This window comes from Kitasatospora setae KM-6054, assembly GCF_000269985.1.
GTDB lineage: Bacteria > Actinomycetota > Actinomycetes > Streptomycetales > Streptomycetaceae > Kitasatospora > Kitasatospora setae.
In genome coordinates this window covers 5,912,831-5,928,898 of the sequence record NC_016109.1, presented here as the reverse complement: position 1 = coordinate 5,928,898, position 16,068 = coordinate 5,912,831, and the positions used below count along the sequence as shown (strand labels likewise).

The 16,068-nt window shown below is 71.9% G+C and carries 10 protein-coding genes; 2 read left to right on the top strand and 8 right to left on the bottom strand.

The genetic code is table 11. The features are described from left to right. Positions 1 to 247: 247 nt before the first annotated feature. From thyX to eccD, 7 genes are all read right to left on the bottom strand, one after another. Entirely contained in the window at positions 248 to 1,033 is a 786-nt protein-coding gene (gene thyX / locus KSE_RS26350; protein WP_014138405.1) for an FAD-dependent thymidylate synthase, read from the bottom strand. 37 nt (positions 1,034 to 1,070) lie between these two features. Then, positions 1,071 to 1,532, bottom strand: a complete 462-nt coding sequence (locus tag KSE_RS26345; protein WP_014138404.1) for a hypothetical protein — start codon at positions 1,530 to 1,532, stop codon at positions 1,071 to 1,073. A 13-nt stretch (positions 1,533 to 1,545) separates the two neighbouring features. Then, positions 1,546 to 2,292, bottom strand: coding sequence for a 4-hydroxy-tetrahydrodipicolinate reductase (gene dapB, locus KSE_RS26340; protein WP_014138403.1), 747 nt, complete (start codon positions 2,290 to 2,292; stop codon positions 1,546 to 1,548). Positions 2,293 to 2,317: 25 nt separating this feature from the next. Further along, a complete protein-coding gene (locus KSE_RS26335; RefSeq protein WP_231873231.1) occupies positions 2,318 to 3,673 on the bottom strand; it encodes a M16 family metallopeptidase in 1,356 nt (451 codons plus the stop codon). Positions 3,674 to 3,776: 103 nt separating this feature from the next. Continuing rightward, the gene (locus KSE_RS26330; protein ID WP_014138401.1) at positions 3,777 to 5,987 is read right to left on the bottom strand and encodes a polyribonucleotide nucleotidyltransferase; all 2,211 of its coding nucleotides are present in this window, start codon (positions 5,985 to 5,987) and stop codon (positions 3,777 to 3,779) included. Positions 5,988 to 6,376: 389 nt separating this feature from the next. Further along, positions 6,377 to 6,667 (bottom strand): 30S ribosomal protein S15, encoded by a 291-nt coding sequence (gene rpsO / locus KSE_RS26325; protein WP_033260027.1) that lies wholly within the window; start codon positions 6,665 to 6,667, stop codon positions 6,377 to 6,379. A gap of 91 nt (positions 6,668 to 6,758) precedes the next feature. Then, a complete protein-coding gene (gene eccD / locus KSE_RS26320; protein WP_014138399.1) occupies positions 6,759 to 8,222 on the bottom strand; it encodes a type VII secretion integral membrane protein EccD in 1,464 nt (487 codons plus the stop codon). A 492-nt stretch (positions 8,223 to 8,714) separates the two neighbouring features. Here eccD and KSE_RS26315 point away from each other — a divergent pair, with 492 nt between their 5' ends. Both KSE_RS26315 and KSE_RS26310 read left to right on the top strand, forming a co-directional pair. Then, positions 8,715 to 12,668, top strand: a complete 3,954-nt coding sequence (locus KSE_RS26315) for a type VII secretion protein EccC (RefSeq protein WP_014138398.1) — start codon at positions 8,715 to 8,717, stop codon at positions 12,666 to 12,668. 527 nt (positions 12,669 to 13,195) lie between these two features. Then, positions 13,196 to 14,596, top strand: a complete 1,401-nt coding sequence (locus tag KSE_RS26310) for an APC family permease (RefSeq protein ID WP_014138397.1) — start codon at positions 13,196 to 13,198, stop codon at positions 14,594 to 14,596. Between the two features lie 109 nt (positions 14,597 to 14,705). Here the strand turns inward: KSE_RS26310 and mycP are convergent, their stop codons facing one another. After that, the gene (gene mycP, locus KSE_RS26305; protein ID WP_081539633.1) at positions 14,706 to 16,052 is read right to left on the bottom strand and encodes a type VII secretion-associated serine protease mycosin; all 1,347 of its coding nucleotides are present in this window, start codon (positions 16,050 to 16,052) and stop codon (positions 14,706 to 14,708) included. Positions 16,053 to 16,068: the final 16 nt, after the last annotated feature.

Here is a 16,068-nt window from a genome sequence, read left to right as displayed (position 1 = left end):
CAGGGGGTCGCGGAGGGCCCCGGTGCCCGGGCCGGACATGGGATTCCGGTGCTGCGCGCTCGGGGGTTCACGCAGCACCGGAATCCGTGTCCTGAGCGTATGGAGCGGCCGAGAAAGCCGCAATCCAGACATGCCGGACAGTCCGCCCGTCTGCTCGTCGGCCCAGGTCAGCGACCGGACGACGGCCCCGGCGGCGGTCCGCACGGGTGAGCGGGCCGCCCCGGCGGACCGGCGGACCGGCGGCCGGTCAGACCTTGCGCCAGCCCGGCACCCAGGCGCCGTTCTCGACGGTGTAGTCGCCGAACAGCGACGGCGCCTCCTTGGCCATCAGTTCGCCGATCCGGCCGAACAGCAGCCGGATCTCCTCCTCGGCGCCCGGCGCGGTGCGGTTCTCGATGACGTGCCGCAGGGTGCGGACGTTCGCCGTCCAGACCAGGCCGGTGGCCAGGCCCTCGGGGGCGAAGCGGCGCATGAAGGAGGTCTTCTCCTTCTTCTCGTGGAACGGCACGCCCTCCTCGTCCAGCCCGAAGTGGTCGGCCATCCAGTGCTGGAACTCCTCGATCTCCTTCATCAGGCCGGTGGCCCGGGACATCAGCTCCTCGTCCTCCTTGGCCCACTCGGGGAACCAGAACGGGATGTCGTCCAGGCGGACGAAGCGCAGCGACTCCTGGGAGACCGCGACGCCGGCCCGGTGCCGGACCAGCTCGTGGGTGACCACCCGGCTGACGTTGTGCAGGACGAAGGTGAAGGAGACGTGCTCCAGCACCGAGCCGTGCGCGCTGGCCAGGATGTTCTTCAGGTAGGCGTCCTGGTCGGTGCGGACCTTGGTGACGTTCGGGTTGAGGCCCGGCTTCCAGGAGCGGTAGCAGATCCGGCCGGCGAACTCCGCGAGGTTCTGGGCGTCGTCCAGGTCGCCGCGGTCGACCCGCTCCAGCCAGCTCTCGCCGCCGACGTCCTGGAGGTAGGCGGCGACCTCGTCGTAGTCGAGCTCGGGGCGGGCGATGAGGTGGACCTGGGGTTCGACTGCGCGCATGGGAGAACGTCCTGAGGGGTCTGAGGCGGGTTACGGGTCAGTCTACGGCGGCGGGCGAGGCGCCCCGGTCGTGCAGCTTGATGGCGTGCTGCATGGCCTTGCGGGCGCGCGGGACGTCGCCCGCGTCGGCGTACGCCACGGCGAGGCGGAAGAAGTTCCGCCAGTCGGTGGGGCCGGCCTCGGCCTCGGCCTTGCGGCGGGCGAACACCGCGTCGGCCGAGGCCCGGTCGATCCGGCCGCCCGCGGTGCGCTTCAGCTCGTCGACCGGCAGCCCGCCCTCGGCCTCCAGCTCGCGGCCGAGCCGCTCGCCGGCCCGGCCGAAGCGGACGGTCTGGACGAGGAACCAGACGCCGATCACCGGGATCACGAAGGCGCACAGGCCGATGCCGATGCCCAGCGGTTTCCCGGTGGCGACGAGTTGGATCCCCTCGCCGACGCAGACCAGGCTGACCAGCAGCAGGACGCCGGAGAGGACGAAGAAGCCGGTGCGGGAGGTCATGTCACGGGTCCAGTCACAGGTCCAGGAAGTGTTCCAGGCCGAGGGTCAGGCCCGGGTGGTCGGCGATCTTCCGCGCGCCGAGCAGGATGCCGGGCATGAAGCTGCTGTGGTGCGTGGAGTCGTGCCGGATGGTCAGGGTCTCGCCCTCGCCGCCGAGCATCACCTGCTGGTGGGCGAGCAGGCCGCGCAGCCGCACCGCGTGCACCGGGACGCCGTCGACGTCGGCGCCGCGGGCGCCGGGCAGGCCGTGGGTGGTCGGGTCGTGCTGCGGGGGCAGCCCGGCCTCGGCGCGGGCGGCGGCGATCAGCTGGGCGGTGCGGGTGGCGGTGCCGGAGGGGGCGTCCGCCTTGCCGGTGTGGTGCAGTTCGAGCACCTCGACGGACTCGAAGTACCGGGCGGCGGTCTGGGCGAACTTCATCCCGAGGATCGCGCCGATGGAGAAGTTCGGGGCGATCAGCAGGCCGAGTCCGGGGGCCTTGGCGAGCAGGTCGCGGGCGGTCCCCAGCCGTTCCTCGGTCCAGCCGGTGGTGCCGGTGACCACGTGGACGCCGTTGCCCAGGCAGTAGTCGAGGTTGCCCATCACCGAGTCGGGGTGGGTGAGCTCGACGGCGACCTGGGCCCCGGCGGCGGTGAGTTCGGCCAGGTCGGAGCCGCGGCCGAGGGCGGCCACCAGCTCCATGTCCTCGGCGGCCCGGACGGCCTTGACGGCCTCCGAGCCGATCCGGCCCTTGGCGCCGATTACGGCGACGCGCAGCGTCATGTCTGTCTGTCCTCTCAGCCGGTCGTCAGACCAGCAGGTCGGCGAGCTTGGCGGCCCGCCGGTCGTTGACCGGGCCGATCAGGGCGAGCGAGGGCCGGTGTGCCCCCAGCACATCACGGGCGACGGCGTGCACCTCGTCCAGGGTCACGGCGGCGATCCGGCCGAGCATCTCGTCCACCGACAGGTGGTGGCCGTAGGAGAGTTCGGCCTTGCCGATCCGGTTCATCAGCGAGCCGGTGTCCTCCATGCCGAGCACGGTGGAGCCGGAGATCTGGCCGATCGCGCGGCGCAGCTCCTCCTCGGTGATGCCCTCCTCGACGACCCGGGCGAGTTCGGCGCGGCAGATCCTCAGCACTTCCTCGACCCGCTTGGGCTGGCAGCCGGCGTAGATGCCGAACAGGCCGGTGTCGGCGTACGAGGAGGAGTAGGAGTAGACGGAGTACGCCAGGCCGCGCTTCTCCCGGACCTCCTGGAACAGCCGGGAGCTCATGCCGCCGCCGAGGGCCGCGTTGAGCACGCCGAGCGCCCAGCGGCGCTCGTCGTGGCGCGGGATGCCGGGGACGCCGAGGACCAGGTGGGCCTGTTCGGTGGGGCGGTTGAGGACGGCGGCCCGGCCGGCGGTGCGGACCGCCTTGTGGCCGCGGCGGGCCTCGGCGGGGTGGCCCTTGGACTTGGCCAGGACGGGCGCGAACGCCTGCTCGACCAGCTTGACCACCTTGGCGTGGTCGAGGTTGCCGGCCGCGGCGACCACCAGGTTCTCCGGCTTGTAGCGGCGCTGGTAGAAGCCGGCGATCTGGTCGCGGGTGAGGGCGGTGACGGTCTCCTGGGTGCCCAGGATCGGGCGGCCGAGCGGGCCGTCGCCGAAGAGCACCTTGGCGAACAGGTCGTGCACGACGTCGCCCGGGTCGTCCTCGGCCATCGCCATCTCCTCCAGGATCACGCCGCGCTCGGACTCGACGTCCTCGGGGCGGATCAGCGAGCCGGTCAGCATGTCGCAGACCACGTCGATGGCGAGCGGCAGGTCGGTGTCCAGGACCCGCGCGTAGTAGCAGGTGTTCTCCTTGGCGGTGAAGGCGTTCATCTCGCCGCCGACCGCGTCCAGCGCGGCGGAGATCTCCAGGGCGTCGCGCCGGGCGGTGCCCTTGAAGAGCAGGTGCTCCAGGTAGTGGGTGGCGCCGTTCAGGACCGGCGTCTCGTCGCGGGAGCCGACGCCGACCCAGATGCCGAAGGTGGCGCTGCGCACCGTCGGGAGGGTCTCGGTGACGACCCGCAGGCCGCCGGGGAGGACCGTGCGGCGGACGGTGCCCGCGCCGCCTTCGGTGCCCTTGAGCAGGGTCCGGGTGGTTCCGGGGCGCTGTTTCGCCGCCGAGGCCTGGGCCACGGGTGTTCCTTCCAACTGCTGCTGCACGAACAGGACTTCTGTGAACAGGGTGCGGCCCGCACGCGCCGGGAAGGGCGTGCGGGCCGCGGGTGCTACCGGGTGGTCACTCGGAGTCGGCGGCCTCGCCGCCCTCCTCGCCCTCGACCACCGGGATCAGCGAGAGCTTGCCGCGCGGGTCGATCTCGGCGATCTCGACCTGCACCTTGGCGCCGACGGCGAGGACGTCCTCGACGTTCTCGACGCGCTTGCCGCCGGCCAGCTTGCGGATCTGCGAGATGTGCAGCAGGCCGTCCTTGCCGGGCATGAGCGAGACGAAGGCGCCGAAGGTGGTGGTCTTCACCACGGTGCCCAGGTAGCGCTCGCCGACCTCCGGCATGGTCGGGTTGGCGATCTGGTTGATCGTCGAGCGGGCGGCCTCGGCGGCCGGGCCGTCGGCGGCACCGATGTAGATGGTGCCGTCGTCCTCGATGGTGATCTCGGCGCCGGTGTCCTCCTGGATCTGGTTGATCATCTTGCCCTTGGGGCCGATGACCTCGCCGATCTTGTCCACCGGGATCTTGATGGTGATGATCCGCGGCGCGTTCGGGGACATCTCGTCGGGCGCGTCGATGGCCTCGTTCATGACGTCGAGGATGTGCAGGCGGGCGTCCTTGGCCTGCTTGAGCGCGGCGGCCAGCACCGAGGCGGGGATGCCGTCGAGCTTGGTGTCGAGCTGCAGCGCGGTGATGAAGTCGCGGGTGCCGGCGACCTTGAAGTCCATGTCGCCGTACGCGTCCTCGGCGCCGAGGATGTCGGTGAGGGTCACGTAGTGGGTCTCACCGTCGATCTCCTGGGAGATCAGGCCCATCGCGATGCCGGCGACGGGGGCCTTCAGCGGCACACCGGCGTTCAGCAGCGACATGGTGGAGGCGCAGACCGAGCCCATCGAGGTGGAGCCGTTGGAGCCGAGCGCCTCGGAGACCTGGCGGATCGCGTAGGGGAACTCCTCGCGGGTCGGCAGGACCGGGAGGATCGCCCGCTCGGCGAGCGCGCCGTGGCCGATCTCGCGGCGCTTGGGCGAGCCCACCCGGCCGGTCTCGCCGACCGAGTACGGCGGGAAGTTGTAGTTGTGCATGTAGCGGCGACGGGTCTCCGGGGAGAGCGTGTCGAGCTGCTGCTCCATGCGCAGCATGTTCAGCGTGGTGACGCCCAGGATCTGGGTCTCGCCGCGCTCGAACAGGGCCGAGCCGTGCACCCGCGGGATGGCCTCGACCTCGGCGGCCAGGGTGCGGATGTCGGTGACGCCGCGGCCGTCGATGCGGACCTTGTCCTTGATGACGCGCTCGCGGACGATCTTCTTGGTCAGCGCGTTGTAGGCGGCGCTGATCTCCTTCTCGCGGCCCTCGAACTCCGGGAGGAGCTTGTCGGCGGCGACGCCCTTGATCCGGTCCAGCTCGTTCTGGCGCTCCTGCTTGCCGGCGATGGTGAGCGCCTTGGCGAGCTCGTCCTTGACGGCGGAGGTCAGCGCGGCCAGCACGTCGTCCTGGTACTCCAGGAAGCGCGGGAACTCGCCGGTCGGCTTGGCGGCCTGCTTGGCGAGCTGGGCCTGGGCGGCGCACAGCACCTTGATGAACGGCTTGGCGGCCTCCAGGCCGGCCGCGACGACCTCCTCGGTCGGCGCCTCGGCGCCGCCCTCGACCAGCTGGATGGTCTTGGTGGTGGCCTCGGCCTCGACCATCATGATCGCGACGTCGCCGTCGGGCAGCGCCCGGCCGGCCACGACCATGTCGAAGACGGCCGACTCCAGCTCGGAGTGGGTCGGGAAGGCCACCCACTGGCCGTTGATCAGCGCGACGCGGACGCCGCCGATCGGGCCGGAGAACGGCAGGCCGGCCAGCTGGGTGGAGGCGGAGGCCGCGTTGATGGCCACCACGTCGTACAGGTGGTCGGGGTTGAGCGCCATGACGGTCACGACGACCTGGATCTCGTTGCGCAGGCCCTTGACGAAGGACGGGCGCAGCGGGCGGTCGATCAGGCGACAGGTGAGGATCGCGTCCTCGGAGGGGCGGCCCTCGCGACGGAAGAACGAGCCGGGGATGCGGCCGGCGGCGTACATCCGCTCCTCGACGTCCACCGTGAGGGGGAAGAAGTCGAAGTGCTCCTTGGGCTGCTTCGAGGCGCTGGTGGCCGACAGCACCATGGTGTCGTCGTCCAGGTAGGCCACGGCGGAGCCGGCGGCCTGACGGGCCAGGCGGCCGGTCTCGAAGCGGATGGTGCGGGTACCGAAGCTGCCGTTGTCGATGACGGCCTCGGCGTAGAAAACGTTCTCTTCCACCTGGAAGATCTCCTCTTTCGTACGTCTCCCCAGGAGCGTCCCTGCGCTTGCCTGCCGTGGCCCGGGCAGCTGGGCCGGTCTTCGATCGAAGCCACCGGGGCGGTCCCCTCGTCTCGGGGTTCCCGGCGGCCACTACCGAGGACCGGCGCCTTTCGGCGCGCGGCGGTCGGCGTCTGGACGCTCCTGCGGGGTGCGGGCGGCCTCCGTTTGAGGCCTTGATCCGGCCCGCTAGGGCGGGCATGCCCTTTACCTTACAAATTCACACCCTACCGAGCGCGGCTTTAAGCGGACGGTTTCGTCGCGGGGTGTGGTCGCGGGGTCCCGCTCGGTGGCGCGAGATGCGCCGAGGGGCGGCTCCCCGGTGTGGGGAGCCGCCCCTGCGAGCGGTGTCAGCGGGCGCCGCCGGCGGCACCGCGGCGGATGCCGAGGCGGTCCACCAGGGTGCGGAAGCGCTCGATGTCCTTCTTGGCCAGGTACTGCAGCAGGCGGCGGCGCTGGCCGACCAGGATCAGCAGGCCACGGCGCGAGTGGTGGTCGTGCTTGTGGAACTTGAGGTGCCCGGTCAGGTCCGAGATCCGGCGGGAGAGCATGGCCACCTGGACCTCGGGGGAGCCGGTGTCGCCCTCCTTCTGGCCGTACTCGGCGATGATCTGCTTCTTGACGTCAGCGGCGAGGGCCACGGGCATCTCCTTCGGTGTGGGTGGCCGAGTGGTCCTGGTATGAGGCACAGGACCTGACAAGACTCGGACGGGCCAACGATACCAGTGCGGCTCAGCCGGTCGCGCCGCGCACCACGTTGTAGACGTCGAGGACGGCGAGCGCGAGCGGGACGAGCGCGATCAGCATCAGGCTGTCGACCATGTCCAGGATCCGGCCCCAGAACGGGGAGACGCCGGAGCGCGGGACGATCAGCGCGATCGCGGTCATCACCGCGGCGCCGGCCGCGATGGACGCGGACAGCCAGACCGTGCGCAGGTCGCCGCCGCCCTCGTTGGCGGCCAGGTCCGCCAGCAGGTGCAGCGGGGTGTGCAGGGCCAGGCCGAGGATCAGCAGCGAGAGCGCGGCCAGGCCGGAGACGGTGAGCGCGAAGACCTGCGCGGTGTAGCGGAACAGCCGGGCCCGCAGCATGGTCGAGACGCCGACGGCCAGGGCCAGCAGCTCGGCCCAGGTGCGGTCGCTGAAGCCGAGCACGGCGCAGGCGCCGACGATGGTGGCGGAGGCGCCGCCGACCAGGCCGACCAGCACCTCGTGGCCGCGGCGGGCCTGGGCGGCGATCCGCTCGTACTGGACGGTCTCGGCGCCGACCTGCTCCTCGCCGTAGGCGGTGGCGCGGGTGCGGGTCTGGCCGGGGGCGCTGAAGCCGACGGGCAGCCGGGCGAAGCGGGCGGAGAGCGCGGGCAGGAAGCCGACCGCGGCGACCGCGGCGACGGCGGTGACGGCGGCGATGTCGGTGATCGCGGTGCCGGACATCAGGACGGCGGCGAAGGTGGCCAGGGTGCCGGCGGCGGCCAGGAAGGACGCGGCGACGAACACCGAGTCCTTCTCCGGCAGCAGGCCGACCAGCAGCACGGAGACCACCAGCACGGTGACGCAGCCGACCAGGAACTGCAGCCGGCCGGGGCCGGCGCCGGCGTTGGCGACGTCGATGACGCCGGAGCCGGCCAGCATGGCGTGCGGCAGCGCGCCGAGGCCCAGGGCGAGCGCGGCGGTGTGGTCGGCGTAGACCCGGGCCCGGACGCCGGCGAAGGTGACCAGGACGACTGCGGTGACGCCGGACAGGATGCCGGGCAGGCCGAACATGTTGTGGCGCAGGTCGGAGAACCAGAGCGCGAAGGCGAGCAGCGTGAGCAGCACGGTGCCGGCGATCAGGCCGAAGGCCCGCATCAGGTCCGGGCTCCAGAACCGGCGGTCGGCCTCGACCGCGGAGGCGATGGCGTCCGCGACGTCGTCGTAGACCGCGGGCGGCAGCGACTCGGCGAACGGCCGCAGGCTCAGCAGGTCGCCGTCGCGGACCTGCTGGGCGGCCAGCGGCAGTCCGCTGTCGAGCACGGTGCCGTCCCGCCGGACCAGGTGGAAGCCGGTCGGCGTCCCGTCCACCTGGGTCTGTCCGGAGAGCCTGAGCACCTCCGGGTAGATGTCCGCGAGCGGGACATCCTCCGGCAGGGCGACGTCGATCCGGCTGTCCGGAGCCACCACGGTGACCCGGCAGAAACCGGTCGTTGCGTTGTTGCTCACCGGCCCTCTCCCCCTCGTTGGCAGTGTCAGCAAGTCTGCGGACCACTCCCCGTCGCGGCTGCCGGAACTGTCACGGTCCGGACGAGAGTTGGCGCGGCGACACCTTACCCCCCGGTGGAAGGGTGGTGTACGCGGGGCCCCGGCCCGCTCGGGCCGGGGCCGTCCGGAGGCGGTCTTGACGCGGTGTCAGTCCCGGTGCGGAGCCCGGGGCGACCCCGTGGACGAACGGCTTGGCGCGCGCAGTAGGATCGGCCCCTGCGCACGGCGTACGGGGGCGGCGGTCGAAGACGCGGCAGCCCCGCGCGCCTGCGGTTCGGCGGAGCGGGGGCGGCGTCATCACACGGGGCGCCCTCACCGTACGTATCCAGATGCGTGAGGGCGGATTGTGAGCGAGCGATGGGGGCGCCCCCTGTCAAGTGCCCTGGGAGGGCACGCCGTTGAGAGCGACGGGGAGTCGAGCGCTGCGGCTGCCGCCCGGGACGGGGTGACGGCGTGAGTACGGTGACGGTGAAGCGCCCGCCGCGGGCGTTCCCGCCCGCGGTGTCGGAGGAGCCGGTCGAGCTGGTTCCGCCGCCCGAGCTGCCGCGCGGCGGCGGCGAGGACTGGTTGATGACGCTGATGCCGATGCTCGGCATGGGCGGCAGCGCGGCCTTCCTGTTCCAGGGCGGCCAGGGTCCGATGAAGATGATGGGCGTCCTGATGATCGCGTCGACCGCCGCGATGGCGGTGGCGCAGATCGTCCGGGCCCGCAAGGGCGGCAGCGCGGCCACCTCGGACGAGCGCCGCGACTACCTGAAGTACCTGCAGCAGAAGCGCCGCGAGGTGCGCCGGACGGCGGAGCGGCAGCGCGGGGCGCTGCTGTTCACCCACCCGGAGCCGGACCAGCTGTGGTCGGTGGTGGCGGAGGGGCGGCGGCTGTGGGAGCGCCGGCCGACCGACCCGGACTTCGCGCAGATCCGGGTGGGCCTGGGTCCGCTGCAGCTGTCGACCCCGCTGGTGGCGCCGCAGACCGCGCCGATGGACGAGCTGGAGCCGCTCGCCGCGGAGGCGATGGGCACCTTCATCAAGACCCACGGCACCCTGCAGGACCTGCCGCTGGCGGTCTCGCTGCGCGCCTTCTACCACATCACCGTGTGCGGCGACCCGGACTCGGTGTACGGCAACGTGCGGGCGATGGTGGCCCAGTTGGCGACCCTGCACTCCCCCGAGGACCTGATGATCGGGGTGGCCGCCGCGCCGGGCGCGGTGGAGGAGTGGGAGTGGGCGAAGTGGCTGCCGCACACCCAGCACCGCAAGGAGAGCGACGGGGCCGGTTCGCGCCGCCTGATCGCCTCCGGGCTGGGCGAGTTGGAGGAGCTGCTGGCCGGCGAGCTGGCCGGCCGCAAGGGCTTCTCCCGGGACAGCACGCCGACTCCGGACCAGCCGCACCTGGTGGTCATCATGGACGGCGCCTCGGTGCCGGTGGACTCGGTGATCGCCGGTCCGGAGGGCGTCCAGGGCGTCACCGTGATCGAGGTCGTCCCGGGTGACCTGGACGAGCCGAACGGCCACCTGGTGATCACCGTCGGCAAGGACTCGCTGCTGCTGGAGGCCGCCTCCGGGGCGAGCTACCCGGGCAAGCCGGACGGGCTGTCCGGCTGGCAGTCCGAGGCGCTGGCGCGGCAGTTGGCGCCGTTCCGGGCGTCCGCGGGCGGCGACGACAGCGACCCGTCGCTGGTGTCGATGGACTTCACCGAGATGATGCACACCGGCGACCCGGGGTCCTTCGACCCGGCCCGGCACTGGCGTCCCAAGCCGATCCGGGAGAAGCTGCGCGTCCCGCTGGGCGTCGGCAGCAACGGCGAGTACGTCTGGCTGGACCTCAAGGAGGCCTCGCTGGAGGGCATGGGCCCGCACGGCATGTGCGTCGGCGCGACCGGTTCCGGCAAGTCCGAGGTGCTGCGCACCATCGTGCTGGCGCTGGCGGTCACCCACTCCTCCGAGGTGCTGAACCTGGTCCTCGCGGACTTCAAGGGCGGTGCGACCTTCGCGGGCATGTCCGAGATGCCGCACACCGCGGCCGTGATCACCAACCTGGAGGGCGAAGCGACCCTGATCGACCGCATGCGCGACGCGATCGAGGGCGAGATGAACCGCCGGCAGGAGCTGCTGCGCGCGGCGGGCAACTACGCGAACATCAACGAGTACGAGCGGGCCCGCGCGGCCGGCGCGCCGCTCGACCCGCTGCCCTCGCTGCTGATGATCATCGACGAGTTCTCCGAGCTGCTCACCGCGAAGCCGGACTTCATCGAGCTGTTCATCCAGATCGGCCGGATCGGCCGTTCGCTCGGCATGCACATGCTGCTGGCCTCGCAGCGACTGGAGGAGGGCAAGCTCCGCGGTCTGGACACCTTCCTCTCCTACCGGCTGGGCCTGCGCACCTTCTCGGCCGCCGAGTCGCGGGCCGCGATCGGCGTGCCGGACGCCTACCACCTGCCGCCGATCCCCGGCGTGGGCTACCTCAAGTTCGGCTCCGACGTGATGGAGCGCTTCCGCGCCGCGTACGTCTCCGGCAAGTACCGGGCGCCGGGCACCCAGCGCGCGGTCGGCGGCCAGGTGGTCACCGCCCAGCCGGTGCTGTTCACCGCCGCCGAGGTCGAGGTCGTCGAGCCCGAGGTGGAGGTGCTCCCCGAGCTGCCCGCCGAGGAGGAGATGGACGAGGCGCTGCTGGACACCATGCTCGACGTGTTCGTGCAGCGGATGATCGGCCAGGGCCCGCCCGCCCACCAGGTGTGGCTGCCCCCGCTGGACGCCTCGCCGTCCGTGGACAGCCTGCTGGAGCCGCTGCAGGTCAGCCCGGACCGCGGCCTGACCCCGGCGGCCGTCCGCCAGGGCAACCTGGTGGTGCCGGTCGGCATCGTCGACAAGCCGCGCGACCAGCGCCGCGACGTGATGTACCTGGACTACTCGGGCGCGGCCGGCCACGGCATGATCGTCGGCGGTCCGCGGTCCGGCAAGTCGACCATGGTGCGCACCGTGGTGGCCGGCTTCTCGGTCACCCACACCCCGGTGGAGACGCAGTTCTACCTGCTCGACTTCGGCGGCGGCGGCTTCGGCTCGCTGGCCGACCTGCCGCACGTCGGCGGCGTCGCGGGCCGGTTGGACGTCGAGAAGGTCCGCCGCATGGTCAGCGAGGTGCACGGCGTGCTCAACCGCCGCGAGGAGCTGTTCCGCGCGACGGGCATCGACACCATCGCCACCTACCGGGCCCGCCGGGCCGCCGGGCAGCTGCCCGACGAGCAGTTCGGCGACGTGTTCCTGTTCATCGACGGCTGGCTGACCTTCAAGCAGGAGTTCGAGGTCCTGGAGCCGGTCATCGCCGACATCGTGCAGCGCGGCCTCGGCTACGGCGTGCACGTGGTGATCACCGCGGCCCGCTACGCCGAGGTCCGCCCGGCGCTGAAGGACCAGCTGCAGAACCGGGTCGAGCTCAAGCTCGGCGACTCGATGGAGTCCGAGATCGGCCGCAAGGCCGCCGCGAACGTGCCGCCGATCCCGGGTCGCGGTCTGACCGCGGACCAGCTGCACTTCCTGTCCGGCCTGCCCCGGATCGACGGCTCCAGCGAGATCGCCGACCTGGTGGACGGCGTGGCCGGCCTGGTCGCCCAGGTCAACGCGGCCTGGACCGGCCCGCGCGCCCCGCAGGTCCGGATGCTGCCGCCGGTGCTGGACGGCCACTCGCTGCCCAAGGGCTTCGAGCACCCCGAGCTGGGTGTCGCGTTCGGCGTCGACGAGGTCGAGCTGGCACCGGTGTTCGTCAACTTCGAGAACGACCCGCTGTTCGTCGTCTTCGGCGAGAGCGAGTCCGGCAAGTCGGCGATGCTGCGGATGCTGATCAAGCAGATCACCGAGCGGTACACCCCGGACCAGGCCGGCATCGTGGTCGGCGACTTCCGCCGCTCGCTGCTCGGCGTGGTGCCGCCGGAGTACCTGGTGGAGTACGCGGCCGCCGCCCCCGCCATGACGGCGATCGTGGAGATGCTGCGCGGGGCCTGCGGGCGCCGCCTGCCCGGCCCGGACGTCACGCCGGAGCAGCTGCGCAACCGCAGCTGGTACACCGGCAAGGACATGTTCGTGATCGTGGACGACTACGAGCTGGTCGCCACCCAGTCCGGCAACCCGATGGCGCCGCTGGCGGAGTTCCTGCCGTTCGCGCGCGACATCGGCCTGCGCCTGATCATCGCCCGCAACGCGGGCGGCGCCGGCCGCTCGCTGTTCGAGCCGGTGATGCAGCGGATGCGCGAGCTGGGCGGCCAGGGCCTGATCCTGTCCGGTGACAAGGGCGAGGGCGTGCTGCTCGGCACGGTCAAGCCGCAGCCGCTGCCGCCGGGCCGCGGCGTGTTCGTCTCCCGCCGGATCCAGTCCGGCCAGACGGTGCAGACCGGCTGGCTGCCGACGCAGGTCTAGCGCGGGCGCCGTTCACGGACGGTGACCGAAGGTGGTCGGGAGGGCCGGGCTCCGGAAGGAGCCCGGCCCTCCCGGCGTTCCCGGCCCGGCCTTTTCCGATGCCGCCCGAGCGCTCCCCGGCACTCCCCGGACAGATCTGTGCCATAACGTTATCTTCCGATTTTCGCAGCCCTCCTTCGATTCCCGTACCCCTCCGAGCTGCCCGGAGGCGGTTTTCGGCCCGGCGGCGCGGGGCGCCGGAGCGCCTTGGAATCGGACGTAACCCCGCTCACTTCACCTTCGATTCAAGCGTCGTTCACCGGAGTTGACACCACGGAAACATGCGTCCCGGCGGCCCGGGAGCTGGGTTCCGCAGGCGCGCCGCCCTTACGACAACGGAATCCGCAGCTCATCGCGCGTTGACTGGACCAATTCACCCAGGCAACCTGGCGATCCGGGAGCGAAGCAGAACCAAGACCGCGAGACCGTGCTTCGGAGGCGATAGCGCTCCCCACCCCCACACCGCCGCTCAGTGGATCGGATGCCCGATGACCGACACGCTCCCCCCGCAGGTAGCCTCCCCCGCCGCGGGGGACACCGCGGGCAGCCCCAAGAAGCTCGCCCGGTCGCTCGGCGTCGTGGGCGGCACGCTGCTCACGCTGTCCTGCGTGACCCCGGCTTCCTCACTGTTCGTGATCGTCCCGGAGCTCTTCAACTCGCTCGGCACCTTCACCCTGATGTCGATCCTGATCGGCACGGTCATCTGTATCGCGGTGGCGTTCTGCTACTCCGAGCTCGGCACCCTGGTGCCCTCGGCGGGCGGCGAGTACGCCATGGTCGGCACGCTGGCCGGCAAGTTCACCGGCTGGCTGGTGTTCATCCAGTCGCTGATCGTGGTGATGATCGTGCCCTCGCTGATCGCCATGGGCACCGCCGACTACCTGGAACCGATCATCCACCTCGACCCCAAGTGGGCGGGCGCCGCGGTGATGCTCGCGGCCACCGTGGCCGGCCTGCTGGACCTGCGGGCCAACGCCTGGATCACCGGCGTCTTCCTGGTGCTGGAGGTCGTCGCCTGCGCCGTGGTCGCCTTCCTCGGCTTCGGCCACTCCGAGCGCGGCGTGAGCAGCCTGCTGCACGGCACGCTGGCCACCGACTCGGGCACCTCCTCGGTGGGCTTCGCGGCGATCCTGGCCGCGATGGGCACCGCGCTGTTCGTCACCCAGGGCTTCTCCACCGCGATCTACCTCTCCGAGGAGCTGGAGAACCCGCGCAAGAACGTCGCCCGCACCGTGCTGTGGACGCTGGGCCTGTCCACCGCGATCATCCTGATCCCGGTCGCCGCGATCACCATGGGCGCCCCGGACCTGAAGGCGCTGACCGAGGGCGACATCTCCGCGCTGGTGATCGGCTGGAGCAACAGCGCCGTCGGCACCTTCATCAGCCTGTGCATCGCGCTGGCGATCATCAACGCCGGCATCGTGATGGTCATCCAGAACTCCCGGGTGCTGTTCGCCTCCGGCCGCGACAAGGCGTGGCCGGAGCCGGTCAACAAGGCGTTCGGCACCCTCAACAAGTTCAGCGCCCCGTGGATCTCCACCCTGGCGGTCGGCGTGCCCGGCGCGGCGCTCTGCTTCGTCGGCCAGGACCTGCTGACCAACATCACCGGTGTCGCGGTCGCCGCGCTCTACCTGCTGGTCGCGGTCGGCGCGCTGTTCTCCCGCCGCGGCCACCACAAGGACGCCCCGGCCTGGCGCCAGCCGCTGTGGCCCGCGCTGCCGATCCTGGTGATCGTCGCCCTGGCGTACACCCTGACCAAGCTCGACACCACCGCCCTGCTCTGGACGCTCGGCATCACCGTCGCGGCCGGCCTGTACTGGGCGCTCTACCTCCGCCCCCGCCCGGAGACCCGCTGGGTGATCACCCTCCCCGAGGACGAGCGGGTCTGACCCCACGCGGGCCGCTCCTCCCCCTTCGGCCCCCGTCCCGGTTCCCCCAGACCGGAACGGGGGCCGGACCCTTTCCCGGGTCCGGCCCCCGTCGCGGGGTGTCCGCCGCTCAGCCCTCGCGGCCGCGCCGGCGGTTCATGTCCCGGGTGACGATCGCGCCGCCCGCCAGGCCGGCCACCACCAGGGCGCCGATGCCCAGCACGAAGGTGCCGGTGCGGCGGTCCCGGTCGGCCTGGGTCTCCTCCAGGCCGAGCGGCTGCGCGACCAGCGGGAGGGCGTCCAGCTTGGTCGGCGCGTCCGGGTGCGGCGACTCGGACGGGCCGGGCACGGTGGTGTACTGGACGGCCTTCACCGGGTCGACCACGCCCCAGCCGATGTACTTGTTGCGGCCGTGCTCGGTGCGCTGCGCGGTCTGCTCGATCACGGTCCGGATCTGGTGGGCCGTCCAGTCCTTGTGCATGCCGCGGAGGATCGCCGCGACGCCCGAGACGTACGGCGCGGAGAAGCTGGTGCCGTTGTCGGTGCACTGGCCGTGGCCGGGGACGGTGGAGAGCATGTCGACGCCGGGCGCGGCCACGTCGACGAAGTCGCCGTACTGCGAGAAGCCGGCCCGCTCGTTGTTCCGGTCGGAGGCGCCCACCGCCAGCACCGACTCGTAGAAGGCCGGGTAGGTGGGCCCCTCGGCGCCGTCGTTGCCGGACGAGGCGACCACCACGACCTGGGCCTTCTCGGCCCGGTCCAGCGCGGCGGTCAGCTGCTTCTCGTCGGTGAAGCGCTCCTCGCCGGCCGGCTTGGCCGGGTCGGCCTCGACCCGGACGTCCTGCGAGATGTTGATGACCTTGGCGCCCTTGGCGAGCGCCTCGTCGATCGCGCGGGCCAGCGTGAGGACGCTGCCGTGGCCCTCCGCGTCGTTCTGCCGGATCGACAGGACGGTGGCGTCCTTCGCCAGGCCGACGAAGCCGATCTTCGGGTTCGCGGCGGCCGCGATGATGCCCGCGACCTTGGTGCCGTGGCCGACCTTGTCGGTCAGGCTGTCGCCCTCGGGGCGCTGCTGGTCCTTGCCGACGTTCTCGCCGAGGAAGTCCCGGCCGGCCACCACCTTGCCGGCCAGCTGCGGGTTGTTGGCGTCCACCCCGGTGTCGATGACGGCGACCACCACGCCCTGGCCGGTCTGGTTCGGCAGGTCGGCCGGCTTGCCGGACTGCTTGGCGGCCTGCTGGCCGTCGACGTTCCACAGCTCGTCGAGGAAGACCCGCTGCAGCGCCCACGGCTTGGCCTCGACGTCCTGCTGGACGGGGAAGTTGCAGTCGCCCGACGCGTCGAGCCGCACCACCGCCCCCGGAGCGGCAGCGCCCGTCGGCGCGGGGGCGGCCCAGGCCGGCCCCGCCGCGGTCGTGCCGACCACCCCGAGCACCAGCAGCACCGCACCGGCCCGGCGCAACGATCCTGACGACACCTCTGCTCCACCCCTC